Origin of the sequence: Streptomyces sp. NPDC102360, from assembly GCF_044766085.1 — a bacterium.
Lineage (GTDB): Bacteria > Actinomycetota > Actinomycetes > Streptomycetales > Streptomycetaceae > Streptomyces.
The window spans coordinates 1,499,182-1,524,096 of sequence record NZ_JBIWLG010000001.1 but is presented as its reverse complement, the minus strand read 5'-3'; the positions used below and the strand labels follow the sequence as shown (position 1 = coordinate 1,524,096).

Below are 24,915 nucleotides of genomic sequence, written 5' to 3'. Positions count from 1 at the left end.
TGATCGTTCGTTCAGGGCGGGCGCGCGGGTCTCAACTCCCTTCGGCCCGGCCGGAGTCCGCGGCCGTCCAGCGCCGGAAGGCCCGCATGAAGCTCGACGGCTCCGAGTAGCCGAGCCGGTGCGCCAGCTCCGCGGCGGACAGCCGCTCGTGCCGCAGACCGTCCTGGACGAGGGTGAGGCGTACGTCGTCGAGCAGCCGCCGGTAGGTGGTTCCCTCGGCGGCGAGCTTGCGGCGCAGGGTGCGCGAGGTGACGTTCATACGGCGCGCGATGTGCTCGATGCCGGGGTCGGGGCCGCCGCCCGCCAGCAGGTGCCTGCGCACCGTGCGGGCCGCGCCGCTGCCGCTCGCCCGCTGCGCCACGAGACGTTCGCACAGCTCCTGGCAGATCTGCGCGGTGTGCGGATTGCCGTGCGGCAGCGGGCTTTCGAGGATGTCGCTGTCGTAGACGAGGGCCGTCGTCCCTGCGCCGTAGCGGACGGGCGCGTCGAGCACCGTGGCCGGCCCGGCACCCGGCGGCTCGGGGAAGGCGAGGTCGACGCGGCGCAGCGGGACGGGCGGGCCGCCCGCGAACACCTGGCGGCCGAGGACGATGTTGGCGGCGCAGTCCCGTTCGACGAGGAAGCGCCGGACGTCGGCGGGGATCCGGCCGCCGTCCATGCGGTGCAGGACGTCGCCCGCCGCGTCCACCACGGCGCTGTGCCGGGCGAAGCCGAAGGTCAGCGCCGAGTAGCGCAGCCCGCACCGGAACACCTCGCGCATCGTGGGCGCGCTGAGCAGCGCGTAGCCGAACAGGCCGAACGTGGTGACGTGGTAGCGGGCGCCGACCTCGATGCCGAGCCCCGGGCGGTCGCCGAGCCCGTACAGCAGATTGCGGACGACGGCGATCTCCTGCGAGGCCTCGACGAGATGGTGCGGGTCGCCGAGCGCGCCCGCGTCGATGCCCGAGCCCGCGAGGCAGTCGGCGGCGCCCAGGCCGCGTTCCGCGGCGAAGTCGAGCAGCAGGACGACGCCCGAGGCGGCGCGCGGGAAGTCCCAGTCGATGAAGCCCTCGGCGATGACCTGCGGCTGCGCGGCAGCCGTGTCCACCGACACGGTCATGACCGGCCCTCCGTTTTTCGCCGTCGCGCTACCAACGCCCGCGTCCGTCAGGGGAGTTCATGACAGCACGGGGCTCTCGACGGCCACAACCCGGCTGCGTGTCCGAATCTGTCCCGGCGTTGTCCGCTTTGGTCATGGAGGCGGTCGGGCGTGCCGCCATAGCTTGAGGCAAGTGTGTCCGGCCCCGTCCGACCGTCCGGTTCCGTGACGAGGGCATGGTCGGGCGCGGCAATGGTGCCGAAGGCGGGGAGGATGCGCATGCAGACCAAGGGAGCCCTGCTCCACAAGCCCGGCGAGGACTGGACGGTCGAGCCGATCGAGGTCGGCGACCCGGTCGCCGGCGAGGTGCAACTGCGCCTGGCCGCTTCGGGCTTGTGCCACTCCGACGAACACTTCCGGGGCGGTGCGAACCTCGCCGCCACCTATCCGCTCCTCGGCGGCCACGAGGGCGCGGGCGTCGTGACGAAGGTCGGCGCCGGTGTCTCCGGTGTCGAGGTGGGCGACCACGCGGTCCTCGGCTTCATACCGGCCTGCGGGGTGTGCCGCCCCTGTTCGCAGGGCCTGCAGAACCTGTGCGACCAGGGCGCCAATCTGCTCACCGGGCAGTCCATCGCCGACAACACGTACCGCACGCGCACCGCGGGCGGCGCCCCGGTCACGCCGATGTGTCTGCTGGGCACGTTCGCCCCGTACGTCACCGTCAGCCAGTCCTCCGTCATCAAGATCGAGAAGGATGTGCCGCTGGAGACGGCGGCCCTGCTGGGCTGCGGCGTCTCCACGGGCTGGGGCTCCGCCGTCTCCATCGGCAACACGCGGCCGGGCGACACGGTCGTGATCGTCGGTGTCGGCGGCGTGGGCATCAACGCGGTGCAGGGCGCGGCGGCGGCCGGCGCGCGGTTCGTGATCGCGGTGGACCCGGTCGAGTTCAAACGGGACAAGGCACGGGAGTTCGGCGCCACGCACACCTTCGCCTCGATGGAGGAGGCCGCGGGGCCCGTCGCGGAGCTGACCTGGGGCGCGCAGGCCCACACCGTCATCCTGACCGTCGGCGAACTCCAGGGCGACCAGCTGGCTCCGGCGCTCGCCATGACCGCCAAGGGCGGCCAGGTGATCGTGACGGCCATCGCGGACATGACGCAGATCGACGCCAAGGTCGGCCTGTTCGACCTGGCGCTGATGCAGAAGCGGATCCAGGGCGCCATCTTCGGCGGCATCAGCCCGCGCACCCAGGTCCCGCGCCTGCTTGAGCAGTACCGCGCCGGGCAGCTCAAGCTCGACGAACTCACCACGCGCACCTACCGCCTGGAGGAGATCAACCAGGGCTACCAGGACATGCGCGACGGCAAGAACCTGCGCGGCGTGGTCCGCTACACCGACGCCGACTACTGAGCCACCACACGACCGATACGGGCGGGCCGAAGCCGGCCCGCCCGCTCCCCGTCCGCGTACCGTTCACCACCCCGAGGGAACCCGCAGATGCCCGACACCAGCAAGCTCTACATCGGCGGCCGCCCGACCGCCTCGGCCGGCACCGGCACCATCGACGTCATCAGCTCCAGCACCGAAGAGGTCATCGGCGCCGTCCCGGACGGTGTGCCCGCCGACGTGGACCGGGCGGTCGCGGCGGCCCGCGAGGCGTTCCCCGGCTGGTGGGCCACGCCGGTCGAGCAGCGGGCGAAGTATCTGGAGGAGATCGCGGGCGGGCTGATGGCGCGCGCCGACGAGTTGGCCGCGCTGATCTCCTCGGAGATGGGCGCGCCGCTGTCCTTCGCCAAGGCGATCCAGGTGCCGCTGCCCGTCAACAGCTTCGCGCAGGCCGCGGCGGTCGCCCGCACGTTCGCGTTCGAGCGCGAGGAGGGCAGCACGACGATCGTGCGCGAGCCGTACGGTGTCGTCGGCGCGATCACTCCGTGGAACTATCCGCTGCACCAGATCGCCGCGAAGGTCGCGTACGCGCTCGCGGCGGGCAACACCGTCGTCGTCAAGCCCAGCGAGGTCGCGCCGCTGAACGCCTGGGTCCTTGCCGAGATCATCGACTCGGCGGGGCTGCCGCCGGGCGTCTTCAACCTGGTCAGCGGCACGGGCCCGGTCGTCGGCGAGGCCATCGCCGCGCACCCGGACATCGACGTCGTCTCCTTCACCGGCTCGACCCGCGCGGGCAAGCGCGTGGCGCAGCTCGCGGCCGACACGGTCAAGAAGGTGGCCCTGGAGCTCGGCGGCAAGAGCCCGAACGTGCTGCTTCCCGACACGGACTTCGGGGCCGCGATCCCCCAGGCCGTCCAGGCCGCGATGATCAACTCCGGTCAGACGTGCTCTGCCCTCACCCGCCTCCTGGTGCCGCGCGAACGCCTCACGGAGGCCGAGGAGCTGGCCCGTACGATCGTCGAGTCGATCCCGGTCGGCGCTCCCGGCGACGAGAAGACCGTGCTCGGCCCGCTCGTCTCCGCGACCCAACTGGAGCGTGTCCGCGGCTACATCGACCGGGGCGTCGCCGAAGGCGCCCGCCTGGTGACCGGGGGCAGCGACCCGCTCCCCGGCCTGGACGCCGGCTACTACGTCAAGCCGACCGTGTTCTCCGACGTCACCACCGACATGGTGATCCACAAGGAGGAGATCTTCGGCCCGGTCCTGTCCATCGAACCGTACGAGGACGAGGACGACGCCGCCCGCATCGCCAACGACACCCCCTACGGCCTCGCCGGCGGCGTCTGGTCGGCGGACCCGGACCGCGCCCGCGCCTTCGCGCGCCGGATCCGCTCGGGCCAGGTCCAGGTCAACGACGGCCAGTTCAACCCGAACGCCCCCTTCGGCGGCTACAAGCAGTCCGGCATCGGCCGCGAGTACGGAAGCCTGGGCCTTGAGGAGTTCCTGGAGGTCAAGGCGATCCAGCACTGAGCGCGCGGCCGGCGGGGCGCGTCCTGGAAGGTCACAGGCCGCCCCGTTCGCTCACCTGACGGGCCACGTCACGGAGTTTTATGTTCTTCTCCTGCGAGTAGCGGCGCAGCGTGGCGAACGCCTGGGCTTCGGTCAGGTCGTGGCCGGCCATCAGGATGCCCATGGCCTCGCCGATGATGTGGCGGGTCTCGACGGCGCGGTGCAGGGAGGCGTGTTCACGGGCGCTGGAGAAGGCCACGGCGGCGTGCGAGGCGAGGAGCCAGCCGGCGGTCTCGCTGGCCTCCGTGAACGCTCCGGGCTTGGCGGAGTAGAGGTTGAGGGCGCCGAGGTCGCCCTCGTCCTCGGTGTAGAGCAGGAAGCCCATCATGCTGCCGATGCCGAGTTCGTGGGCGCGCGGGGCGTACGAGCGCCAGCGCGTCGTCTCGGTGGAGAGGTCCTTGATGCGGAACACGGGATGCCCGGTGCGGGCCGCGTCGAAGCACGGTCCCTCGCGAAGGCGGCCCTGGAGCCGGTCGCTCTCGACGACGAGGGGATCGGTGGCGACCAGCGTGTCGACCTGGCCCTTGCGCAGGACGAGGATGCCTGCCGCGTCGCAGTCCTCGAGCTGGTCCACGGCCCATGCGGTGATCTTGTTCAGCGTCGCGTCCACGGACTCCTGGGCCAGGAGTTCACGTGCCATGGACGCCATGTTCAGGGCAAACTCACGCCATTCCACGCCGCGCTCCTCGACTTCGGGGTACATGACTCACTTACGTGGGCCAGCCTGCCACGTCCGCCCCGGCCGGAACCTGTCGCGGTCCTCGTCGTACCGGGCCGTGATCTGCGCGTCGCGCTCGGCGTTGAGCAGGCGCACCCTTGACACCCCTCGTCCCGCCCTGATTGCTTGACCCCACCACGCACACCGAATGGTCGGTCGGCAGGGCCGGCCGGAGAGGATGATGCCGGAGTGACGGAATCCGCCGAACCGGGCCCCGCTGAGCGCATGTTCGCCGCGGACCTGGCCTCGCAGCTCCTCGGCATCGAACTCCTGGAGCACGGGGCGGGGCACGCCGAACTCCGGATGAAGGTGTCACCTTCCATGGTCAACGGCCACGGCATCGCGCACGGCGGCTACGTCTTCCTCTTCGCCGACACGGCCTTCGCCTGCGCCTGCAACAGCGAAGGCCCCGTCACCGTGGCCTCCGGAGCCGACGTCACCTTCGTCGCGCCCGCGTACGAGGGCGACGTGCTGGTGGCCACCGCCCGCGAGGTCACCCGCTTCGGCCGCAGCGGCCTGTACGACGTGCGGGTGACGCGTGGGGAGTCCGTGATCGCCGAGTTCCGTGGGCGCAGCCGCAGCGTCGCTACAGACCCAGCTCGCTGAGGCCCGGATGGCCGTCGGGGCGGCGGCCGAGCGGCCAGTGGAATTTACGCTCCGTCTCGGCGATCGGCAGGTCGTTGATGGAGGCGTGGCGCCTGCGCATCAGACCGTTCTCGTCGAACTCCCAGTTCTCATTGCCGTACGCGCGCTTCCAGTTGCCCGCGTCGTCGTGGCACTCGTACGCGAAGCGGACCGCGATGCGGTGGCCGTCGAACGCCCACAGCTCCTTGATCAGCCGGTAGTCGAGCTCCTGGTTCCACTTGCGGGTGAGGAAGGCGACGATCTCGGCCCGCCCAGCGGGGAACTCGGCGCGATTGCGCCACTGGCTGTCAGGCGTGTAGGCGAGCGCGACACGCTGCGGGTCGCGGGTGTTCCAGCCGTCCTCCGCAAGCCGCACCTTCTGCACGGCCGTCTCGCGCGTGAAGGGCGGGAGCGGCGGACGGGCGGTGGCGGGCTCGGACGCGGGGGCTGTGTGGTCGTCGGTCATGGGGTGACTCCTCCCCCGTCACAGCAGTTCCAGAACCGTCGCGTTCGCCATGCCGCCGCCCTCGCACATCGCCTGCAGGCCGTAGCGGATGCCGTTGTCCTTCATGTGGTGCACCAGCGTGGTCATCAGGCGGGCGCCTGAGCCGCCGAGCGGGTGGCCGAGGGCCATGGCGCCGCCGTTGGGGTTCAGGCGCGCGTAGTCGGCGCCCAACTGACGCTGCCAGCCGAGGGAGACGGAGGCGAAGGCCTCGTTGATCTCGTACGTGCCGATCTCGTCGAGCGAGAGGCCCGAGCGCTGAAGGACCTTGGCGGTGGCCGGGATCGGGCCCTTGAGCATGGTGATCGGGTCGACGCCGGTGACGGTGCCCGTGTGGAAGCGGGCCAGTGGCCTCCAGCCGTTGCGCGCGGCCACCTCGGAGGTGGTGACAAGAAGGGCGGCGGCGCCGTCGGAGATCTGCGAGGCGTTGCCCGCCGAGATGACACCGTCCTCCTTGAACGGTGTCTTCAGCCCGGCCAGCTTCTCGACCGTGGTGCCGCGCCGTACGCCCTCGTCGGTGTCGAAGAGCGTGCCGTCGGCGAGGGTGACCGGAGTGATCTGGTTCTTGAAGCGGCCCTCGTCGATGGCACGGGCGGCCTTCTCGTGCGAGTCGGCGGCGTGCTGGTCGAGTTCGGCGCGGGTCAGCCCGAACTCCTCGGCGATCATCTCGGCGCCGACGCCCTGGTTGAAGACGACGTGGTCGTAGCGCTCGCCGACAAGCGGGCCGAACGGTTTGCCGGCCTGGCCGCCCGCGCGCGTGGAGCCCATCGGGACGCGGGACATGGACTCGACGCCGCCCGCGATGGCGATGTCGTACTGCCCGGCGATGACCCCGGCGGCGGCCTGGTGGACGGACTGCTGGGAGGAGCCGCACTGGCGGTCGATGGTCAGTCCCGGCACGGATTCGGGCCAGCCGGCGGCGAGCACCGCGAACCTGCCGACGCCGCCCGCCTGCTCGCCGACCTGGGACACACAGCCCCAGATCACGTCGTCGACGGTGGCCGGGTCGAGGCCGTTGCGCTCGGCGAGCGCCTTCAGGACGTGGGCGGAGAGGTCGACGGGGTGGATGTCGGAGAGCGCGCCGCCCGGCTTGCCCTTGCCGACGGGGGTCCGGATGGCATCGACGATGACTGCGTCACGCATGCGGGAACTCCTTGGTGAGGTACGGGGGTTGACGTGCGGTCTACTTCGGGGCCATGCGGATCGCGCCGTCGAGGCGGATGGTCTCGCCGTTGAGCATCGGGTTGGTGACGATCGAGTCCACCATGTGCGCGTACTCGGCCGGCTGCCCGAGCCGGGCCGGGTGCGGCACCTGGGCGCCGAGCGAGTCCTTGGCCTCCTGCGGAAGCCGGCCGAGCAGCGGGGTCTCGAACAGGCCGGGCGCGATGGTCATCACGCGGATGTTCATGCGCGCGAGGTCGCGGGCGATCGGCAACGTCATGCCGACGATGCCGCCCTTGGACGCCGAGTACGCGCACTGGCCGATCTGCCCGTCGAACGCGGCCACGGAGGCGGTGTTGACGATGACACCGCGCTCGGCATCGACCGGCTCGTTGCCCGTCATGGCCTGAGCGGCGAGGCGGATGACGTTGAAGGTGCCGATCAGGTTGATCTCGACGACCTTGCGGAAGGTGTCGAGGACGTACGGGCCCTCCTTGCCGACGGTGCGCCCGGCGGATCCGATGCCCGCGCAGTTGACGGCGACGCGCAGCGGGGCGAGTGCGACGGCGGCCTCGACGGCGGCGGTGGCATCGGCCTCGCTGGTGACATCACCGGCGACGAAGGTGGCGCCGAGCTCCTTGGCCACGCGTCCGCCGTCGGAGGTCGGCAGGTCGAAGATGACGACCTTGGCGCCCGTGGCGGCGAGCCGCTCGGCGGTGGCGCGGCCGAGGCCTGAGGCGCCGCCGGTGATCAGGGCGGAGGACTGGGCGTCGAGCTGCATGGCAGGTCCCTTGTTCGTCGTGGCGGTGGGGAGGGGTCAGAGGCCGAGCGACTTGGCGATGATGGTCTTCATGACCTCGTTCGTGCCGCCGTAGATGCGCGAGACGCGGGTGTCGGCGTACAGGCGGGCGATCGGGTACTCGGTGACGTAGCCGTATCCGCCGTGCAGCTGGAGGCACTTGTCGATGACGCGGCCCGCGACCTCGGTGCAGAACAGCTTCGCCTTCGCGGCGTCGGCGACGGACAGCTCGCCCTCGTCGTGCAGTTCGAGGGCCCGGTCGGCCATCAGCTGCGCGGCCTCGACCTCGGTGGCGCACTCGGCGAGCACGAACTTGGTGTTCTGGAAGTGGGCGACCGGCTTGCCGAAGACCGTGCGCTCCTTCACGTAGTCGGTGGCGAAGCGCAGCGCCGCCGCTGCCGTGCCCGAGCCGCCCAGGGCGATCATCAGGCGTTCCTGGGCGAGGTTGTGGGAGAGATAGGAGAAGCCCTTGCCCTCCTCGCCGAGCAGGTTCTCGGCCGGCACATGCACGTCCACGAAGGCGAGTTCGGCGGTGTCGGAGGCCTTGAGGCCGATCTTCTGGAGCTTGCGGCCGACGGAGAAGCCCTCACTCGCGGACTCCACGACGAGGATCGAGAGCCCCCCGCGGCGGTCCTCGGGATCGTAGGGCGTGGTGCGTGCGACGACGAGGACGAGGTCGGCGAGGGCGCCGCCGGTGATGAACGTCTTGGCGCCGTTGAGGACGTAGTGCGTGCCGTCGTCGGAGAGTTCGGCCTTCGTCTGGATGTTGGCGAGGTCGGATCCGGTGCCGGGCTCGGTCATGGCGATCGCCGTCATGAGGTCGCCGGAGGCGAAGCCGGGCAGCCAGCGCTCCTTCTGCTCCTGCGTGGCATACCGCAGCAGGTACGGCAGGATCAGGTTCGAGTGCACCGAGTAGTTGCCGAAGGTGACACCGGCGCGGGTCGTCTCCTCGACGGCCACCGCCGCGAACTTCAGGCTGTCCTCGCCCGCGCCGCCGAACTCCTCGGGCACCTGGATGCCGAGCACGCCCAGCTCGCCGAGCCTGCGGTAGAAGTCGCGCGGCGGGTGCCCCTGTTCCTCCCACTCCTGGTGGACGGGGGTGACTTCCTTGGCGATGAAGTCCCGCAGCATCCGGCGGAACGCCTCGTGGTCCTCGTTGAACAGCGTACGGCGCACAGCGGCCCCTTCTGCCTGTGTAGAACGATCGTTAAGTTACGTCGGCGTGCCGCGCCCTGACAACCCTTGCGCGAGTCCGCGCGTCACCGGGGAGCGGGCACGTGGAGCAGCGCCTCCTGGGTGACGGAGGCCACCAACTCGCCTTCCCTGCTCCAGAATTCGCCGTGGGCCAGGGTCCGCCCGTCGCCGGCCACGACGCTGTGGCACGCGAACAGCAGCCACTCGTCGACGCGTGCCGGGCGGTGGAACCACATGGCGTGGTCGAGCGAGGCCAGCGAGATACCGCGCGGACGTGGTTCGCCGTAGGCGACCAGGGCGGTGGGGGCGAGCGGGGCGTCGCAGATGTAGGCGAGGACGCCGGCGTGCGGGCCCGGCTCGTCCGGCATGGCGCCGACCGTGCGCATCCAGGCGTAGCGGTCGATGCGTCCGGCGTCCGGGTCCCGCTCGATCGGTACCTCGCGGTACTCGACGGAGGTGCTCAGCGGATGGTCCTGCGGCCGGTGGGCCCAGCCATTTCCCAGGCCCTCGGGTCCCGGCACATCGGGCATGCAGGGCTGTCGCCAACTGCCGCCGGGCTGCGCCTGTTTGAACGAGACGCTCATGGTGAGCGACTCCTTGCCGTCCTGGAACGCGGTGACCTGTCGCATCGAGTAGCTGCGGCCGTCGCGTACGACCTCGGGCTCGTAGCGCACAGGCCGCTCCGGCGACAGGGCACGCAGGAAGTAGGCGTGCAGCGAGTGCACCACCCGGTCGTCCGCCACGGTGCGGTGCGCGGCGTCCAGGGCCTGGGCGAGGACGGCGCCGCCGTAACCCCGGGCGGCCGCGCGACCGGAGTGGCAGTGCCCGTGGAAGACACCGTCGTCGGCCGCCTCGACCTGGATGTGCCGGCCCTTCCCGAGCTCACCGAGCGCGACAGGGGGCGCGTTCTCTGCCCCCTGGGACGCGCTCCGGGCCGTCGCCTCGTCGACCATGCGACCGCTCACGCCTGGTTCACTCCCGTTCCGTCGGCGGCCGCGTACCGCTGCCGCAGGTCCGTCTTGAGGATCTTCCCGGCTGCCGAGACCGGCAGTGCCTCCAAGAAGTGGATCTCCCGCAGCCGCTGGTACGGGGCGACGTGCTCGGCCACGAACGCCATGAGTTTCTCGGCCAGTTCGGGCCCCGCCGGATGCCCGACGCGCGGCACGACGTACGCGACGGGGATCTCGCCGACCCCGGCACGCGGCGCGCCGATGACGCCGGCGCCCGCGACGGCGGGGTGCCGGTGGAGCAAGTCCTCCAGCGGCGTCGGATAGACGTTGTACCCCTTGTAGATCAGCATGTCCTTGGCCCGCCCGACCAGGTACAGCCAGCCGTCCTCGTCGACGCGCCCCAGGTCGCCGGTGCGCAGCCAGCCGTCCTGGAACTGCTCGGCCGTCAGGTCGGGGTGGCCCTGGTAGCCGTCGGTGACCTGCGGGCCGCGCGCCCACACCTCGCCGGTCTCGCCGACCGGCAGGGCGGGCCCGCAGCCGAGCTCCCTGATCTCGACCTCGGTGTCGAAGACGGGCGCGCCGACGCTGCCCTCGGGCACCGGGTTGTCGTCGACCAGCGGGTGCGCGGCGAGCGCCATGGTGGCCTCGGTGAGCCCATACCCCTCGACGATCGTCGCGTGGGGGAAGAGCGCGCCGAGACGGCGCATGGTGTCCGTGTCGACGGGCGCGGCACCGGAGTTGACGCTGCGCACCGAGGACAGGTCGAGGTCCTCGACGCCCGGCAGCGCGAGCAGAGCGTGGAAGAGGGCGGGCGAGCCGGGGACGGACGTGACGCCGTGCTCTTCGATGAGCCCCGCGAAGCGACGGGGTTCGAAGCGGCCCGCCATCACGACCGTGCTCGCCACGGCGACGCTCACGGACTGGCCGACCAGGCCCATGGCGTGGAAGAGCGGGGCGAGTGCCACCGCGGTCGACGTGCCCAGGTCCATCGTGTGCGAGGTGCGCGCCGCGGGCACGGAGTCGAGCGCCACCCGCCCCTCGTCGTCGGTAGCTGGCACGGCGGCGCCGCGCCAGCAGGCCATTTGCAGTGCGTTGGCCAGTACGTTGCGGTGCAGCACGCGGACCGCCTTGGAGCGCCCTGTCGTACCACCGGTGAAGGCCAGGTGCGCCAGATCGTCCCCGCGCACGGCCACCCGCTCCCCCGGGTCACCCGACAGCAGCTCCTCCAGGGGTACGCCGCCGGGTTCGGCTCCGTCGTCGGCGGCGGGTGCGGTGGCCGTGGCCGGGACGAGGACCGTCAGGCGGACGCCCGGCGCGGCGGCCTTCGTCAGAGCGGGCACGGTCGCCGGGTGGGTGAGCGCGGCGACGGCGCGCGCCTCGTCGAGCTGGTCCCGCAGCGCCGCCGGTGGCAGCGCCGGGTTGAGGGGGACGACGACCGCTCCGGCCAGCAGGATGGCGTAGTACGAGACGGTGAACCAGGCCGAGTTGGGCTGATGCAGCGCGACGGCGTCACCCTTGCCGACGCCCCGTGCCCGCAACCCTGCGGCGATCCGTAGCGCGGTGTCGTACATCTCGCGGTAGGTGAAGGTGAGTTCGCCGTCGCGCAGGGCGGTGCGGCCGGGGTGGCGGTGGGCGGTCCCGGCGAGCAGGTCGCCGACGGCGGCTTCGGGGTAGCTGAGACTCTGGGGCATGCCCGGAGGTACGTAGCGCGTCGTCAACCGACGATTCCCTTCTGGCGGAGTGTGTCGATGTCGTCGGGGTCGAGCCCGGCCAGCGTAGTGAGGACCTGTGCGGTGTCGGCGCCGACGCACGGGGCGGGGGCGGGCTCGGCGGCTGGTGTGGTGGTGAAGCGCGGGGCGGGCGAGGGTTCGTGGCCGCCGTGCGCGCCGCGCCGGTAGGTCGAGCGGGCGCTGTTGTGGGGGTGTTCGGGCGCCTCGTTCAGGGACAGGACCGGGGACACGCAGGCGCCCTGCCCGTCGAAGGCGCGGGCCCACTCGTCGCGGGTGTGCGTGGCGAAGAGGCGCGCCAACTCGTCTTTCATTACTGCCCAGTTGTCGCGGTCGTGCTGGCCCGCGAACCGCTCGTCACCTTCGAGGCCGAGGACGCGCAGCAGCGCCGCGTAGAACTGCGGCTCGATGGCGCCGACGGCGACGTGCCGGTCGTCGGCGCAGCGGTACACGGCGTAGAAGGGGGCGCCACCGTCGAGCATGTTCACGCCGCGCCGGTCCTGCCAGCCGCCCTTGGCCAGGAACCCGTACGTCATGGCGAGCAGCAGCGCGGTGCCGTCGGTCATGGCGGCGTCGACGACCTGTCCCACGCCGCTCGTCCGGGCGTGCAGCAGCGCGCTGACGAGGCCGAGTGCGAGCAGCATGCCGCCCCCGCCGAAGTCGCCCACCAGGTTGAGCGGCGGCACGGGGTCCCCGTCGGCGGGTCCCATGGTGTGCAACGCCCCTGCCACGGCGATGTAGTTGATGTCGTGCCCGGGCTCCTGGGCGAGGGGCCCGTCCTGTCCCCAGCCGGTCATCCGCCCGTACACGAGCTTCGGGTTCGCGGCGAGCAGGACGTCCGGTCCGAGGCCGAGCCGTTCGGCGACGCCGGGCCTGAACCCCTCGATGACGGCGTCGGAGCGCGCGATCAACTGCCGTACGACGGCGGCCCCTTGGGCGTCCTTGAGGTTGACGGCGACGGAGCTTCGGCCGCGCAGGATGACGGGGTGGGGGCTGTCCTTGCCGGCGTCGGCGGGGCGGTCGACCCGGATGACCTCGGCTCCGAGGTCGGCGAGCAGCATCCCGCAGAACGGGGCGGGCCCGATGCCGCCCAGCTCCACGATCCGTATCCCGGCGAGCGGCCCCGCGCTCACCGGCCGGTCCAGCGCGGGGCGCGCTTCTCGGCGAAGGCGCTCGCGCCTTCCCGCGCGTCGTCGGAGGTCATCACCGGGCCCGCGATCTCCCGCATGCGCTGCCACTCCTCGTCGGCGGGCCAGTTGGGCGCGTTCGCGACGATCTCCTTGGTGGCGCGGACCGCGAGGGGCCCGTTGGCGGCGATGGAGCGGGCGAGCGCGAGCGCGCCGTCGAGGGCGGCGCCGGGTTCGGTGACCCGGTTGACGAGGCCGTACGTGTGGGCGCGTTCGGCGTCGAGGAAGTCGCCGGTCAGGGCGATCTCCAGGGCGACGGAGTACGGGATGCGCCGCGGCAGCCGAAGCAGTCCGCCCGCCGCGGCGACGAGCCCCCGCTTGACCTCGGGTATCCCGAACTTGGCGTCGCCCGCCGCCACGACCATGTCGCAGGCGAGCGCGATCTCGCAGCCGCCGGCCAGGGCGTATCCCTCGACGGCGGCGATGACCGGCTTGCGCGGCGGTGCCTCGGTGATACCGGCGAGGCCGCGCCCCTCGATCGTCGGGGTCTCGCCCTTGAGGAACGCCTTGAGGTCCATTCCGGAGCAGAAGCTGCCGCCCGCGCCGGTGATCACACCGACCACCTGGTCGTCCCTGCGGTCGAGTTCATCGAGCGCGGCGGCCACGCCTTCCGCTACGACACGGTTGACCGCGTTGCGGGCTTCGGGGCGGTTGAGTGTGATGACGGTGATCCCGTCGGCACGGAATTCGCTGAGCACGGCGTCGGTCATTGCGGGCTCCCGGAGTGGGTCGCGGACTGCGTACGCTGCGACGGAGCGACCGACGACCGCTCCGCCCGGCACGGCTCGGCCTCGCCCACCCCGCATTGAACATTCGTTAAGCTACGAGGGTGGGTGCCGGGCTGTCCAGACCCTTGATCAACAATCAAGCCCCTGCGGCGATTGAGCAGCGGGGTCCGGGGCGGAGCCCCAATCTTTCCAGCCCCGCCGGCGCTTGAGGCGCGGGGTCCGGGGCGGAGCCCCGAGGGCGTAACGCCGGGTTGGGCGGCGGAGCCACGGCCACCGCGAGGAACGCCGCGGCGCTCGCCGACGCCACGCCCCGTCAGCGGCGCGTGACGAGCACCGGGCACTCCGCGTGATGCAGCAGCGCCTGGCTGACCGAGCCGAGCAGCAGCCCCTGGAAGCCGCCCCGGCCACGCGCACCGATCACGATGAGGCTCGCTTCCTGCGACGTCTCGATCAGGCTCGGACGCACCCGGCCGTGCACCGAGCGCGCCTCGACCTCGACCTCGGGGTGACGGCCCCGGCCCGCGGCCAGCGCCCCGGACAGCGTCGCCTCGCTGTCCTCGCGCAGCTTGTCCGTGTCGAACCAGAGCGGCGCGGGGCCGCCGGGGCCCGCTGGCCCCGTGCCGCTCCAGGTGTTCCACACGTGCACGGCCAGCAGGCCGGTCCCGCGTCGCGCGGCATCGTCGTAGGCCTCCTCGACCGCCGCCTTCGCGGCGTCCGAGCCGTCGACGGCGACCGCCACAGGGCCGTCCGGCTTCGCCCGGCCGCGTACGACGAGGACAGGGCAATCCGCGTGCGCGGCGAGGTGCACGGCGACCGATCCGATCATGAGACCGGAGAAGGCGCCCAGGCCGCGACTGCCGACGACGACCAGGTCCGCGTCCCGCGAACGGGCGGCCAGGACGGTGAGCGCTTCGCCGGTGACGACCTCGCCCTGGACCGAGCCGAGGTCCGGCTCTTCGGCGCGGGCCCGTTCGACCGCCGCCGCCACGATCTCCTCTGCCCGGCGGCGCAGGGCCGGCTCGGCTGTGGTCTCGGACGCCGAGCCGTGCGGAAACTTCACCATCGGCCAGGTGAACGCGTTCAGGATGCGCACGCCGAGCCCGCGGCTCCGCGCCTCGCGCGCGGCGACCACGACCGCCTCCAGGCTCGATTCCGACCCGTCGACTCCGACCAGTAGATGGCCCGCCATGTGTGCGCTCCCTCGTCGGCTCCGCTGTCCGCCTGCGTGACGTCACTCTCCAGACTGACCCGCGGGGCAGACCTTCGCACGGCAGGAGCACGGGGTGCCACGGCGGCACGGAAGGTCCACTCCGGATCGGCGGCTGCCTCCGGCCGTGCGGGCCGCATGGGCGAGGTGCCCTGGAGCCCCTCGCCCATGCGGCGGCGTTCGTCGGCGTTCGGGCCCGCTAACGTGCCTCGCCCTCGACGCCCTCGATCTCGATGTCACCGGAGCGCGTCGGCACCGCGTCAAGGCGCGCCAGCGTCTCCGCGTCGAGGGCGAGCGCGCCCGCCGCGACGTTCGCCGCCAGGTGGTCGGGGCTGGCGGTGCCCGGGATCAGGAGGACGTTCGGGGCGTGGTGCAGCAGCCAGGCGAGGCCGACCTGGGCCGGTGCCGCGCCCAGGGCCTCGGCGGCCGCGGTGACGGCGGGTTCGTCGGTGACCTTGGGCATGCCGGGGAAGGCGCTGCCCAGCGGGAAGTAGGGCACCCAGGCGATGCCCTCGGCGAGGCAGAGCCGCAGCAGCTCCTCGTCGTCGCGGGCCACGAGGCTGTACGCGTTCTGCACGCAGGCGATCCCGGCGGGCAGGCCGCGGCGCAGTTCGTCGAGGCCCACGTTGCTGAGCCCGATGGCGCCGATCTTGCCCTCGTCGCGCAGGGCGGTCATGACGGCGAGCTGGTCGTCGATGTCGACGACCTGGTCGCCCTCGGCCCGCAGTCCGGGACCTGTCTCGGCGCGGCGCAGGTTGACCAGCGGGACCTGGTCGACGCCGAGGCTCTTGAGGTTGTCCTCGACGCCGGCCCGCAGCTCCTCGGGCCGTTGGGCGAGCCGCAGCGGCACAGGGCCACTGGAGTCGGGGGTGGCACCGACCTTGCTGACGACGAGGACGCCGTCCTCGGGGCGCAGCGCCTCCCGGATGATCTCGTTGGAGAAGCCGTCTCCGTAGAACTGGGCGGTGTCGATGTGGTCGACACCCAGCTCGACGGCGCGGCGCAGCAGCGCGACGGCCGCGGCGCGGTCGGGGTCCAGGCGGGGCAGCTGCATCGCGCCGAACCCGACACGCGAGACGTCCCGGCCGAGAAGCCGTCCGGGGCCACCGGGGCGCGGGGTGCCGTTCGCGGTGAACGCGGAGGGAGAAGAAGCAGAAGAAGACGCGGAAGAGGTCATGGGAATCCCGCCTCGTGCGAAGATGGATGAAACGGAGGAACCTCCGTTACGCCGAAGGTAGCACAACCGGAGGAGCCTCCGCTTTGCCTGCGTCCCCATCCGGGTCGCCTGCGTCCCCACCCGGGTCGCCTGCGTCCGCATCCGATTCGTCCGCGTCCCCACCCGGCCCGAATCCGTCGCCCAGCGGGGCCAGGACCGACCGCCCCGCCCGCGCGGACGCGCGCCGCAACCGGGAGAGACTCCTCGCCGCCGCCCGCACCGCCTTCACCCGGGACGACACGACGGTGGCCCTGGAGGCGGTCGCCCGCGAGGCGGGCGTCGGCATCGGCACCCTCTACCGGCACTTCCCCACCCGCGAGGCCCTCGTCGAGGCCGTCTACTCCGCCGAGCTGGACGCCGTGACCTCCGCCGTCGAGCCCCTGCTCGGCGAGCTGCCGCCGCACGAGGCCCTGCGGGCGTGGATGGACCGGTACGCGGAGCTCGTCACGGCCAAGCGCGCGATGGCCGGTAGCCTCACCCTCGCCCCGGCCTCCGGGCGCGGCGTCACCGCGAACACCCGGGAGCGTCTGACCGCCTCGGTCGGCGCGTTCCTCGACGCCGGGGCGCGCACGGGCACCCTGCGCGGCGACGTGCCCGCCGACGACGTGATCACCATGCTGCTCGGCGTGTTCCTGTCCACGACGGCCGGCGACCGCGCGGACCGCGTCCGCCCGCTGCTCGACCTCGTGGTGGACGCGCTGCGCCCGCGCGAGGAGACGGAGCGGCCCCACCCCCCGGAGCCGCGTGGCTGATCAGCACCGCCCCCGTCCCCCGCACACGTTTCACCCCGCACACCTCGGCAAGGCACCCCACCGAAGGTGATCACTGCGTGGGGAGGCCAGATGCGGACAGTCGGTCATGGCACCGGCCGAGGCGACAGCACGGACCCCGGGGCGGGCGGTTCGCGGCGGCGCGCGCTGCTCGCCGCGGGGCTCACGTCAGCGGGCGCGCTCATCGGCGGATGCGGCAGGTCCGGGGCCGACGACCGGCCCTCCGGCACCGAGCGGGCCGCGCGCGAACCCTCCGAGGCCTCGCGCTCCCCCTCACCCCGCCCCACCCGCCGCCGCCCCGAACTGCCGCGCGGCGGTCGCCGGTTGTTCCCCGAACACCGGCTCGTCGGCTACTGCGGGCTGCCGGGCGCGAGCGCGCTCGGCCGGCTCGGCACGGGTGACCTCGACGACCGCGTCAAGGAGCTCGATCGGCGTGGGCGCGCGTACGCCGACGGGCGCCGTGTACTGCCCGTCCTGGAGCTGCTGGCCACCGTCGCCAACCCCGGCGCGGGCCCCGACGGCACGTACCGTACGCGCACACCCGACGCAACGATCCGCACCTTCCACGAGGCCGCGCGCCGACACAAGGCACTGTTGCTCCTCAACATCCAGCCCGGCCGCGCGGACGCCCTCGACGAGGTGAAGGCCCTGGAGAAGTGGCTCGTCCGGCCGGACGTGGGCATCGCCCTCGACCCCGAGTGGGAGATGGATCCCGGCCAGATCCCCGGCGACACGTACGGACACACCAGCGGCGCCGAACTCACCCGGATCGCCGCCCATCTCGCCTCGCTCGTGGACCGCCACGACCTGCCGGAGAAGCCGTTCGTGTACCACCAGGTCGCCGAGTCGGTCGTCCACGACGAAAAGAAGCTCGACTTCCCCGACGGGGTCGCCGTGATCAAGAGCGCCGACGGCATAGGGAGCCCACAGCTCAAACGCCACACCTGGGACCGCCTGGTCGACCGGATACCCGACAGGCTCAGCACCGGTTTCAAGCTGTTCTTCGAGGAGGACACCGAGGGCGGCACCCGCCTGATGACCCCCGACCAGGTCCTCGGCCTGCGCCCACGCCCGTCGTACGTGATGTACGAGTGAGGTCGGAGCGCGCACCCTCAGGCCTGGTCACCGCTGTCGGTCGACTCCCTGAAACGCGCGGCCAGTTCACTGCGTGAGGGGATGCCGCGCTTGGAGTGGACCCCCGATCCCGGACATTCCCCCAGGGTTGACCCAGGGGGTATTGATATCGCGGACATCTCAATAGCCTGCAACAAGATATTTGTGGGGTATGGGGTCCGCTCCCTACGCTGAAGCGCAACGAGGGCCCCACCGAACCGCAACAAAGGGGCAGTCGGATGGAATTGAGGCACCTGCGCTACTTCGCGGCCGTCGCCGAGACACGTCACTTCGGCAAGGCCGCGCAGGCGCTGCACATGGCTCAGCCGCCGCTCTCCCAGGCGATCCGCCGCCTGGAGACGGAACTGGGCGTGGAGCTGTTCACCCGCACCACCCGGCAGGTGTCCCTGACCGGCGCCGGCGAGGTGTTCCGCACCGATGTGGAGCGCATCCTCACGTCCGTCGACGAGGCGGTGGCCCGCGTGGGGCGGTTCGCCACCGGCGTCGAGGGCGTGCTCCGGGTCGGCCTGACCGGATCCGCCTCGTACCGCCAACTGCCCACCCTGGCACGCCTTGTGAAACACGAGATGCCGCACGTACGGATGGAGGTGCACACGGAGATGCTGACACCCGCCCAGGAACTCGGCCTCATCGAGCGGCGCCTCGACGTCGGCGTGCTGCGCCCGCCGATCCGCCAGGAGGGCATCGCGCACCGGCTGATCGCCGACGAGCCGCTCATCGCGGCGGTCCCGGAGGGCCACTGGCTCGCCGACGCCCAGGCCATCCGCGTCGAGCAGCTGCGCCACGAGGACTTCGTCATGTACGGCGCGACGCTCGGCTCCGTCGTCAACGACGCCGTCGTCCGCTCCTGTCTGGCCTCGGGCTTCTATCCGCACCGCGCGTACGAGGTCACCGAGACCTCGGCCGCGCTCGCCCTGGTCGCCGCCGGCCTGGGGGTGGCGGTGCTGCCCGACTCGATCCGCTCCGCACCCCGCGAGGGCGTGGTGTGCCGGGAGATCGAGGACGCGCTGACCGTGCCGCTGGCGCTGACCTGGCGCCACGACGACGACTCGCCGCTGATCCGGCAGCTACTGGACGTACTGGAGCGGCACGACTTGTTTGCGAGAGAGACCGAGGGATCCCTATGAAGATCGATGGAATGTCATGAAGATCGTCAAGGTGGAGGCCATTCCCTTTGCCATTCCCTACGTCAAGCCGCTGCGGTTCGCGAGCGGCGAGGTGCACACCGCCGACCACGTACTGGTCCGCGTGCACACCGACGAGGGCCTGGTGGGAACGGCCGAGGCGCCGCCCCGCCCCTACACGTACGGCGAGACGCAGGACTCCGTCGTCGCGGTGATCGAGAAGATCTTCGCGCCGCAGATCCTCGGACTCACCGTCCTGGAACGGGAGATGGTGCACGCCCGCCTCGACCGGACCGTGGGCAACCCGGCCGCCAAGGCGGCCGTCGACATGGCCCTGTGGGACCTGCTCGGCCAGTGCGCGGGACTGCCGGTGTCCGGGCTGCTCGGCGGCTTCGGCGACCGGATGCGCGTCAGCCACATGGTCGGCTTCGCTCCGGCCGCCGCGATGGTCGCGGAGGCCGAGCGGGTCCGGGACACGTACGGCATCACCACCTTCAAGGTGAAGGTCGGCCGCAATCCGTACACCGAGGACGTCGCCGCCTGCCGGGCGCTGCGCACCGCGCTCGGCCCTGACGTCGAGCTCTACGTCGACGGCAACCGCGGCTGGTCGGCGTCCGACGCGGCCCGCGCCCTGCGCGAGATGGCCGACCTGGACCTGACGTTCGCCGAGGAACTCTGCCCCGCCGACGACGTGTTGGGCCGGCGGTGGCTCGTCGCGCAGAGCCAGGTGCCCTTCATCGCCGACGAGAGCGCGACCCGGGCCGCCGAGGTCACCCGCGAACTGCTCGGCGGCTCCGCGACGGCCATCAGCATCAAGACCGCCCGCACCGGCTTCACCGCCTCCCAGCGCGTGCTGCACCAGTGCGAGGGCCTCGGCGTCGAGGTGGTGATGGGCAATCAGATCGACGGGCAGATCGGCACGTTGTGCTCGGTCGCGTTCGGCGCTGCCCACCGCACCTCCTCGCTGCACGCGGGCGAGCTCTCCAACTTCCTCGACATGTCCGACGACCTGCTCACCGAGCCGCTCACGATCGCGGACGGCACGCTGCGCGTCCGCGAGGGCGCGGGTCTCGGGATCGCCATCGACCCCGAGAAGCTGGCCCGCTACCGCCTGGACGTCTGACACACCCGACGCACCTCCACCGAATCAAGGACGGGACACACCATGACGGACACCGCCACCGAGCAGGCCACGGCCTCCGCGTCAGGGAACGCGGCCACCGAGCAGTTCCGCAGCAAGCAGCGCGCCGGTGACCCGGTCGCCGACACGGGGCGCGTGAACACGCTCGTCTCCGAACTCCTGGGCGCCACCCACGACATCATCCGCCGCCACAAGGTCACCTACGCCGAGTACGACGCGCTGAAGTCGTGGCTGATCCAGGTCGGCGAGGACGGCGAGTGGCCGCTGTTCCTCGACGTGTGGGTCGAGCACGTCGTCGAGGAGGTCGCGAACGAGGAGCGGGAGGGCACCAAGGGCACCATCGAGGGCCCCTACTACGTTCCCGACGCGCCGGAGCTGCCCGCCGAGGCAACGCTTCCGATGCGTGAGGACGAGGGCGGCACACCCCTCCTGTTCCAGGGCCAGGTGCGCACCGTTGACGGCACGCCGCTGGCGGGCGCCACCATCGAGATGTGGCACGCCGACGACGACGGCTTCTACTCCCAGTACGCGCCCGGCCTGCCGGAGTGGAACCTGCGCGGCACGGTCGTCGCCGACGCCCAGGGCAACTTCAAGATCCACACGGTGCAGCCGGCCCCGTACCAGATCCCGACCGACGGCTCCTGCGGCAAGCTCATCTCGGCCGCGGGCTGGCACGCCTGGCGCCCGGCCCACCTGCACCTGAAGGTGTCGGCCCCCGGCCACCACCTCATCACCACCCAGCTGTACTTCAACGGCGGCGAGCACGTGTCCGACGACATCGCCTCCGCCGTCAAGCCCGAGCTGATCCTCGATCCGACGCCGGTCGCCGCGGGCGACGGGCGCGAGGTGACGTACGACTTCGTTCTCGACAAGGCGTGATGCACGATGCTGTTCGCTGTACGCATGGACGTCGACATCCCGCGCGACCTCGCGCCGGACGAGCGCTCCGACCTGGTGGCCCGCGAGAAGGCCTACTGCCAGGAGCTGCAGAAGTCCGGTGAGTGGGCGCACATCTGGCGGTGTGTCGGCCAGTACTCCAACCTCAGTGTCTTCGACGTCGCCGACAACGAAACGCTGCACCGCATCCTGTGGGGCCTGCCGCTGTTCCCCTTCATGTCCATCGAGGTGACACCACTCGCCCAGCACCCGTCGGACCTCGCCGCCGGGAGCCCGGGGCGATGACGACCGGCGCCGCCGCGTTGCCGCACCACGAGGTGAGCGGTCCGGCCGACGGGCCGCCGCTCGTCCTCGGCCCGTCCCTGGGCACGTCCACGGCGGTCTGGGCCGACCAAGTCGCCTTCCTGGCAAGGGACTTCCGCACGATCTCCTACGACCTGCCGGGCCACGGCGGCTCCCCCACCGGCCTCCTGCCGGAGGCGGAGGCGGGCGGCACCACGGTCGCCGACCTGGCGGCCCTGGTCCTCTCCCTGGCGGACCACCTCGGCCTGGACCGATTCCACTACGCGGGCATCTCACTGGGCGGAGCCGTCGGAGCCCACCTCGCCGTGCACCACCCGGACCGCGTCGCGTCCCTTGCCCTGGTCTGCTCCTCGGCGCACTTCGGCCCGCCCGGGCCCTGGCACGAACGGGCCCGCCTCGTCCGCGACCAGGGCACGGCTCCGCTCCTCGCGACCTCTCCGGGCCGCTGGTTCGGCGACGAGACCCTCGCCGTCACGGACACCGGCCGCCGCCTGCTCGACACCCTCGCGGCGACGGACCCGGAGGGCTACGCGGCCTGCTGCGACGCCCTCGCCGCCTACGACCTGCGCCACCGCCTCGCGGACATCACCGCGCCCACCCTCGTGGTGGGCGGTGCGCAGGACGTGGCGACACCACTCCCCCACGCCCGCGAGCTCGCGGCCGGGATCCCCCGGGCACGACTCGAAGTGCTGGAGTGCGGTCACCTGGCCGCGGAGGCGGGCGCGCCGCTGCTGGAGGCGGTGAGGGGGCACGTGGTCAGCACACTCGGCCGCTGAAATATGATCACGCCATGCCAGGCGGCGATCGAGACGGAGGTCGAGGCATGAAGATCTCGCAACGAGCGCGGAACGTCGCCCCGTTCTACGCGATGGAGTTCAGCAAGCAGGCGGCGGCGCTGGAGGCCGAGGGCCACCACGTCGTCAAACTCAGCCTCGGGGAACCCGACTTCGGGGCACCGCCCGCGGTGCGGGAGGCGATGCGCGAGGCCATGGACGGGCGGCCGCTGGCCTACACGGCGGCGCTGGGGCTTCCCGCGCTCAGAGAGGCGATCGCCCGCTTCTACCGGGAACGGCACCACGTCGAGGTCGACCCGTCCCGCGTCGTCGTGACCGCCGGCGCCTCGGCCGCGCTGGTGCTGGCCACCGCGGCCCTCGTCGACGCCGGCGACGAGGTGCTCATCGGGGACCCCTCGTACCCGTGCAACCGGCAGATCGTCGAGAGCTTCGGCGCGGACGTCACCCTCGTACCCACCACCGCGGAGACCCGCTTCCAGCTGGACGCGGCAGCGGTGCGGGAGCACTGGACGGACCGGACGTCGGGCGTCATGGTAGCCACACCGTCGAACCCGACCGGTACCTCCGTGCCGGTCGACGAACTGGACGCGATCTGCCGGTTCGCCCGCGAGCGCGGCGCGTGGCGGCTCGTCGACGAGATCTACCTCGACCTCAGCGACCACGACGAGCACGGCCGGCCGCCGCGCAGTGCGCTGTCGGTCGACCCCGACGCGATCGTCATCAACAGCTTCTCGAAGTACTTCGGCATGACCGGCTGGCGGCTCGGCTGGTGCATCGCGCCGAAGGAGCTGGTCCCCGCGATGGAGCGGCTGGCCCAGAACTACTTCCTGTGCGCGTCGGCCCCCGCCCAGCAGGCCGCCCTGGAGTGCTTCACCCCGGCGTCGCTGGCGGTCTGCGAGGAGCGCCGCGCCGAGTTCGGCGAGCGGCGCGCGCTCGTCCTCGACGGCCTGCGCCGGATCGGCCTGCCCGTCCCTGTCCCGCCCGACGGTGCCTTCTACGTCTACTTCGACGTCGGCGGCACCGGTCTCACCTCCTGGCAGTTCTGCGAACGGGCCCTGCGGGAGGCGCACGTGGCCCTCACCCCTGGCCGCGACTTCGGCACGGACACGGCGGACACCCACGTACGGCTGTCGTACGCGGCGTCGGCCGATGAACTGCGCGAGGGCATGGAGCGGCTGGGCAGGTTCGTCACCACGCTGCGGTGACCCTCGTAGTCCCCCCTATAGGGTTCGATCATGAGCGAAAGCACACCTCCGGAGGCTGCCGGGTACGACCGTGCCGCCGTGCTCGGTGAGCGCCTGAAGGAACGCATCTACGCTTCGTTGACCCTGCTCGCCGTGCTGGTGGGCCTCGCGCAGGGCGGGCACAGCACCCACATGGGGGCCACGGTGGCGGTGACGGCCACCGCGCTCGGTCTGTGGCTTGCGACCCTGGTCGCGGACATGCAGGCGCACCCGGTCGTGCACGGCAGCCGCCCCACCCTGCACGAGATCCGGCACGAGCTGTTCACCAGCAGCCCGCTGCTGACCAGTGCCATCGGACCGCTCCTGCTGATCGGCGTGTCCGCCCTGGGAGCCGTGGATCTCACCACCGCGCTGTGGATCGCCGCCGGCAGTGAGGTCGCCACGCTGGCCCTGTGGGGATTCGTCGGCGGGCGCCGGGCCGGCGCCGGCGCACTGCACGCCGTGGTGACATCGGCCCTGAACGCCGCGATCGGCCTGGGCGTGGTCTCCGTGAAGCTGCTCGCCGGTCACTGACCTTCGCGCCCGGGCGGCCCGCTTCAGAGCGGATACGTGATGACCTCCGAGAAGCTCATGCTGACCCCGCCCGGCGCGACGAAGTTGGCGATGTCCTCGGCGCCCGCCTGACCGGCCGGAGTGGCCAGCGCGGCGAGCGCGTCCTCCTTGGAGTCCCAGTCGAGCACGGCCACAAGGAAGTGCGGCGGCCGCGAGCCGTCGGGCATCTCGGACACGCTCCACTGGAAGGACCGCAGCCCCGGCGTGTGCGAGGCCAGCGGCGCGTGCACCTCCCGGTAGTGCTTCAGGAACTTCTCGGGGTCGGCGGGGTGATCGTAGATGACGGTCATCCGGTACATCGGTCGGCCTCCTCGTGGCACGGTCAACTCAGTGCGAGGGCCGTGTCGTCCGGCCCTCCCGCACCACTGTCACCTTCCCCGGCCGCGACGGAGCAGTCCGGCTGCTTCTGCCTACTTCTGCGAACCGTCCTGTCCCTTGTCCTGGTCCATTCCGAGATGCTTCCTGGCCTGCTCCTGGGCGGAGTCGACCTGGGAGCTGTACTTGCCCTGGGTCTTCTTGTCCACGGCATCACCCGCCATGTCGATACCCTTGCCGGCCTGGGATTCGTGCCCCTTGAGCATCTGCTTGATCTTGTCCAGAGCGGACATGGCAACCTCCTCGTGGGCCTCTACTGCCACGTCCAGGATCGCTCTTACGGGCGTTGCCCGCATGCGCGCGCCCTCGAGCTCGTCCCCGCCTACACGTCGAGCCGTCCCCGCTCGACGCGGAAGGTGTGGGTGGTCATGGCAGACCCGGAGGGCAACGAGTTCGACGTCCTGCGCACGCCGGCGCCGTCCGAACAGCCACACCGCGCACCCCACTCTCACCGCCATCCCCATATCGGTCATACTCGATGAAACACGCACAACGTCGCAGATCGAGGAGTCCGTCATCACCATCACAGGACCCG

Annotated in this window: 26 protein-coding genes; 12 read left to right on the top strand and 14 right to left on the bottom strand. The window is 71.8% G+C overall.

Annotation, left to right across the window (positions count from 1 at the left end; all coding sequences use genetic code 11):
• Nucleotides 1-31: 31 nt before the first annotated feature.
• Nucleotides 32-1,099, bottom strand: coding sequence for an AraC family transcriptional regulator (locus ACIRHA_RS06945; RefSeq protein WP_403840770.1), 1,068 nt, complete (start codon nt 1,097-1,099; stop codon nt 32-34).
• Nucleotides 1,100-1,357: 258 nt separating this feature from the next.
• Between ACIRHA_RS06945 and ACIRHA_RS06940 the strand changes: the two genes are divergently transcribed.
• Both ACIRHA_RS06940 and ACIRHA_RS06935 read left to right on the top strand, forming a co-directional pair.
• On the top strand, nt 1,358-2,488 hold the full coding sequence (locus tag ACIRHA_RS06940; RefSeq protein WP_403840767.1) for an NDMA-dependent alcohol dehydrogenase: 1,131 nt from the start codon (nt 1,358-1,360) through the stop codon (nt 2,486-2,488).
• An 87-nt stretch (nt 2,489-2,575) separates the two neighbouring features.
• Entirely contained in the window at nt 2,576-3,994 is a 1,419-nt protein-coding gene (locus ACIRHA_RS06935) for an aldehyde dehydrogenase family protein (RefSeq protein ID WP_403840765.1), read from the top strand.
• 31 nt (nt 3,995-4,025) lie between these two features.
• On the opposite strand, the gene ACIRHA_RS06930 is transcribed toward ACIRHA_RS06935, so the two are convergent.
• The gene (locus tag ACIRHA_RS06930; RefSeq protein WP_403842160.1) at nt 4,026-4,682 is read right to left on the bottom strand and encodes a GAF and ANTAR domain-containing protein; all 657 of its coding nucleotides are present in this window, start codon (nt 4,680-4,682) and stop codon (nt 4,026-4,028) included.
• A 294-nt stretch (nt 4,683-4,976) separates the two neighbouring features.
• Between ACIRHA_RS06930 and paaI the strand changes: the two genes are divergently transcribed.
• Complete coding sequence (paaI, locus tag ACIRHA_RS06925; protein WP_403842157.1) at nt 4,977-5,357, top strand: hydroxyphenylacetyl-CoA thioesterase PaaI; 381 nt, start codon at nt 4,977-4,979, stop codon at nt 5,355-5,357.
• Here the strand turns inward: paaI and ACIRHA_RS06920 are convergent.
• From ACIRHA_RS06920 to ACIRHA_RS06875, 10 genes are all read right to left on the bottom strand, one after another.
• Complete coding sequence (locus ACIRHA_RS06920; RefSeq protein ID WP_403840763.1) at nt 5,338-5,841, bottom strand: DUF1348 family protein; 504 nt, start codon at nt 5,839-5,841, stop codon at nt 5,338-5,340. The two genes, paaI and ACIRHA_RS06920, sit on opposite strands and share 20 nt — an antisense overlap.
• Before the next feature lie 18 nt (nt 5,842-5,859).
• Nucleotides 5,860-7,020, bottom strand: coding sequence for a thiolase family protein (locus ACIRHA_RS06915; protein ID WP_403840761.1), 1,161 nt, complete (start codon nt 7,018-7,020; stop codon nt 5,860-5,862).
• A 40-nt stretch (nt 7,021-7,060) separates the two neighbouring features.
• The gene (locus tag ACIRHA_RS06910) at nt 7,061-7,819 is read right to left on the bottom strand and encodes a 3-hydroxyacyl-CoA dehydrogenase (protein ID WP_403840759.1); all 759 of its coding nucleotides are present in this window, start codon (nt 7,817-7,819) and stop codon (nt 7,061-7,063) included.
• Between the two features lie 36 nt (nt 7,820-7,855).
• Nucleotides 7,856-9,013, bottom strand: a complete 1,158-nt coding sequence (locus ACIRHA_RS06905) for an acyl-CoA dehydrogenase family protein (RefSeq protein ID WP_403840757.1) — start codon at nt 9,011-9,013, stop codon at nt 7,856-7,858.
• Between the two features lie 83 nt (nt 9,014-9,096).
• Nucleotides 9,097-9,996, bottom strand: a complete 900-nt coding sequence (locus tag ACIRHA_RS06900; RefSeq protein ID WP_403840754.1) for an acyl-CoA thioesterase — start codon at nt 9,994-9,996, stop codon at nt 9,097-9,099.
• Nucleotides 9,993-11,672, bottom strand: a complete 1,680-nt coding sequence (locus tag ACIRHA_RS06895; protein ID WP_403840752.1) for a class I adenylate-forming enzyme family protein — start codon at nt 11,670-11,672, stop codon at nt 9,993-9,995. Before ACIRHA_RS06895 ends, ACIRHA_RS06900 begins: the two co-directional genes overlap by 4 nt.
• Nucleotides 11,673-11,695: 23 nt before the next feature.
• Entirely contained in the window at nt 11,696-12,841 is a 1,146-nt protein-coding gene (locus ACIRHA_RS06890; RefSeq protein ID WP_403840749.1) for a CaiB/BaiF CoA transferase family protein, read from the bottom strand.
• On the bottom strand, nt 12,838-13,605 hold the full coding sequence (locus ACIRHA_RS06885) for a crotonase/enoyl-CoA hydratase family protein (RefSeq protein ID WP_403840746.1): 768 nt from the start codon (nt 13,603-13,605) through the stop codon (nt 12,838-12,840). The genes ACIRHA_RS06890 and ACIRHA_RS06885 overlap by 4 nt, the downstream gene beginning before the upstream one ends.
• A gap of 331 nt (nt 13,606-13,936) precedes the next feature.
• A complete protein-coding gene (locus ACIRHA_RS06880; RefSeq protein ID WP_403840744.1) occupies nt 13,937-14,812 on the bottom strand; it encodes a universal stress protein in 876 nt (291 codons plus the stop codon).
• Between the two features lie 217 nt (nt 14,813-15,029).
• Nucleotides 15,030-16,007 (bottom strand): aldo/keto reductase, encoded by a 978-nt coding sequence (locus ACIRHA_RS06875; protein ID WP_403840741.1) that lies wholly within the window; start codon nt 16,005-16,007, stop codon nt 15,030-15,032.
• A 284-nt stretch (nt 16,008-16,291) separates the two neighbouring features.
• Between ACIRHA_RS06875 and ACIRHA_RS06870 the strand changes: the two genes are divergently transcribed.
• The 9 genes from ACIRHA_RS06870 (at nt 16,292) to ACIRHA_RS06830 (ending at nt 23,966) form a co-directional block, all read left to right on the top strand.
• Entirely contained in the window at nt 16,292-16,798 is a 507-nt protein-coding gene (locus tag ACIRHA_RS06870) for a TetR/AcrR family transcriptional regulator (protein WP_403840738.1), read from the top strand.
• 90 nt (nt 16,799-16,888) lie between these two features.
• Nucleotides 16,889-17,911: a hypothetical protein gene (locus ACIRHA_RS06865; protein WP_403840735.1), complete on the top strand. Its 1,023-nt coding sequence runs from the start codon at nt 16,889-16,891 to the stop codon at nt 17,909-17,911.
• Nucleotides 17,912-18,168: 257 nt separating this feature from the next.
• Complete coding sequence (locus ACIRHA_RS06860; protein ID WP_403840733.1) at nt 18,169-19,077, top strand: LysR substrate-binding domain-containing protein; 909 nt, start codon at nt 18,169-18,171, stop codon at nt 19,075-19,077.
• Between the two features lie 16 nt (nt 19,078-19,093).
• Nucleotides 19,094-20,197 (top strand): mandelate racemase/muconate lactonizing enzyme family protein, encoded by a 1,104-nt coding sequence (locus ACIRHA_RS06855; RefSeq protein WP_403840730.1) that lies wholly within the window; start codon nt 19,094-19,096, stop codon nt 20,195-20,197.
• A 42-nt stretch (nt 20,198-20,239) separates the two neighbouring features.
• The gene (gene catA / locus ACIRHA_RS06850) at nt 20,240-21,094 is read left to right on the top strand and encodes a catechol 1,2-dioxygenase (RefSeq protein ID WP_403840728.1); all 855 of its coding nucleotides are present in this window, start codon (nt 20,240-20,242) and stop codon (nt 21,092-21,094) included.
• A gap of 6 nt (nt 21,095-21,100) precedes the next feature.
• Nucleotides 21,101-21,397 (top strand): muconolactone Delta-isomerase, encoded by a 297-nt coding sequence (catC, locus tag ACIRHA_RS06845; RefSeq protein WP_403840725.1) that lies wholly within the window; start codon nt 21,101-21,103, stop codon nt 21,395-21,397.
• Complete coding sequence (locus ACIRHA_RS06840; RefSeq protein ID WP_403840723.1) at nt 21,394-22,191, top strand: alpha/beta fold hydrolase; 798 nt, start codon at nt 21,394-21,396, stop codon at nt 22,189-22,191. Before catC ends, ACIRHA_RS06840 begins: the two co-directional genes overlap by 4 nt.
• 47 nt (nt 22,192-22,238) lie before the next feature.
• Nucleotides 22,239-23,414, top strand: coding sequence for a pyridoxal phosphate-dependent aminotransferase (locus ACIRHA_RS06835; protein ID WP_403840721.1), 1,176 nt, complete (start codon nt 22,239-22,241; stop codon nt 23,412-23,414).
• Between the two features lie 30 nt (nt 23,415-23,444).
• Nucleotides 23,445-23,966, top strand: coding sequence for a hypothetical protein (locus tag ACIRHA_RS06830; RefSeq protein ID WP_403840719.1), 522 nt, complete (start codon nt 23,445-23,447; stop codon nt 23,964-23,966).
• Nucleotides 23,967-23,989: 23 nt separating this feature from the next.
• On the opposite strand, the gene ACIRHA_RS06825 is transcribed toward ACIRHA_RS06830, so the two are convergent.
• Nucleotides 23,990-24,304: an EthD family reductase gene (locus ACIRHA_RS06825; RefSeq protein ID WP_403840716.1), complete on the bottom strand. Its 315-nt coding sequence runs from the start codon at nt 24,302-24,304 to the stop codon at nt 23,990-23,992.
• 111 nt (nt 24,305-24,415) lie between these two features.
• Nucleotides 24,416-24,613, bottom strand: a complete 198-nt coding sequence (locus ACIRHA_RS06820; RefSeq protein ID WP_403840714.1) for an antitoxin — start codon at nt 24,611-24,613, stop codon at nt 24,416-24,418.
• Nucleotides 24,614-24,915: the final 302 nt, after the last annotated feature.

Excerpts from the sequence above, each read along its gene's own strand:
- ACIRHA_RS06945 (WP_403840770.1), bottom strand. The coding sequence starts at position 1,099 with ATGACCGTGTCGGTGGACACGGCTGCCGCGCAGCCGCAGGTCATCGCC.
- ACIRHA_RS06915 (WP_403840761.1), bottom strand. The coding sequence starts at position 7,020 with ATGCGTGACGCAGTCATCGTCGATGCCATCCGGACCCCCGTCGGCAAG.
- catC (WP_403840725.1), top strand. The coding sequence starts at position 21,101 with ATGCTGTTCGCTGTACGCATGGACGTCGACATCCCGCGCGACCTCGCG.
- ACIRHA_RS06830 (WP_403840719.1), top strand. The coding sequence starts at position 23,445 with ATGAGCGAAAGCACACCTCCGGAGGCTGCCGGGTACGACCGTGCCGCC.
- ACIRHA_RS06895 (WP_403840752.1), bottom strand. The coding sequence starts at position 11,672 with ATGCCCCAGAGTCTCAGCTACCCCGAAGCCGCCGTCGGCGACCTGCTC.
- ACIRHA_RS06855 (WP_403840730.1), top strand. The coding sequence starts at position 19,094 with ATGAAGATCGTCAAGGTGGAGGCCATTCCCTTTGCCATTCCCTACGTC.
- ACIRHA_RS06920 (WP_403840763.1), bottom strand. The coding sequence starts at position 5,841 with ATGACCGACGACCACACAGCCCCCGCGTCCGAGCCCGCCACCGCCCGT.
- ACIRHA_RS06865 (WP_403840735.1), top strand. The coding sequence starts at position 16,889 with ATGCGGACAGTCGGTCATGGCACCGGCCGAGGCGACAGCACGGACCCC.
- ACIRHA_RS06840 (WP_403840723.1), top strand. The coding sequence starts at position 21,394 with ATGACGACCGGCGCCGCCGCGTTGCCGCACCACGAGGTGAGCGGTCCG.
- ACIRHA_RS06825 (WP_403840716.1), bottom strand. The coding sequence starts at position 24,304 with ATGTACCGGATGACCGTCATCTACGATCACCCCGCCGACCCCGAGAAG.
- ACIRHA_RS06880 (WP_403840744.1), bottom strand. The coding sequence starts at position 14,812 with ATGGCGGGCCATCTACTGGTCGGAGTCGACGGGTCGGAATCGAGCCTG.
- ACIRHA_RS06885 (WP_403840746.1), bottom strand. The coding sequence starts at position 13,605 with ATGACCGACGCCGTGCTCAGCGAATTCCGTGCCGACGGGATCACCGTC.
- ACIRHA_RS06875 (WP_403840741.1), bottom strand. The coding sequence starts at position 16,007 with ATGACCTCTTCCGCGTCTTCTTCTGCTTCTTCTCCCTCCGCGTTCACC.
- paaI (WP_403842157.1), top strand. The coding sequence starts at position 4,977 with ATGTTCGCCGCGGACCTGGCCTCGCAGCTCCTCGGCATCGAACTCCTG.
- catA (WP_403840728.1), top strand. The coding sequence starts at position 20,240 with ATGACGGACACCGCCACCGAGCAGGCCACGGCCTCCGCGTCAGGGAAC.
- ACIRHA_RS06860 (WP_403840733.1), top strand. The coding sequence starts at position 18,169 with ATGGAATTGAGGCACCTGCGCTACTTCGCGGCCGTCGCCGAGACACGT.
- ACIRHA_RS06835 (WP_403840721.1), top strand. The coding sequence starts at position 22,239 with ATGAAGATCTCGCAACGAGCGCGGAACGTCGCCCCGTTCTACGCGATG.
- ACIRHA_RS06940 (WP_403840767.1), top strand. The coding sequence starts at position 1,358 with ATGCAGACCAAGGGAGCCCTGCTCCACAAGCCCGGCGAGGACTGGACG.
- ACIRHA_RS06935 (WP_403840765.1), top strand. The coding sequence starts at position 2,576 with ATGCCCGACACCAGCAAGCTCTACATCGGCGGCCGCCCGACCGCCTCG.
- ACIRHA_RS06910 (WP_403840759.1), bottom strand. The coding sequence starts at position 7,819 with ATGCAGCTCGACGCCCAGTCCTCCGCCCTGATCACCGGCGGCGCCTCA.
- ACIRHA_RS06930 (WP_403842160.1), bottom strand. The coding sequence starts at position 4,682 with ATGGCGTCCATGGCACGTGAACTCCTGGCCCAGGAGTCCGTGGACGCG.
- ACIRHA_RS06820 (WP_403840714.1), bottom strand. The coding sequence starts at position 24,613 with ATGTCCGCTCTGGACAAGATCAAGCAGATGCTCAAGGGGCACGAATCC.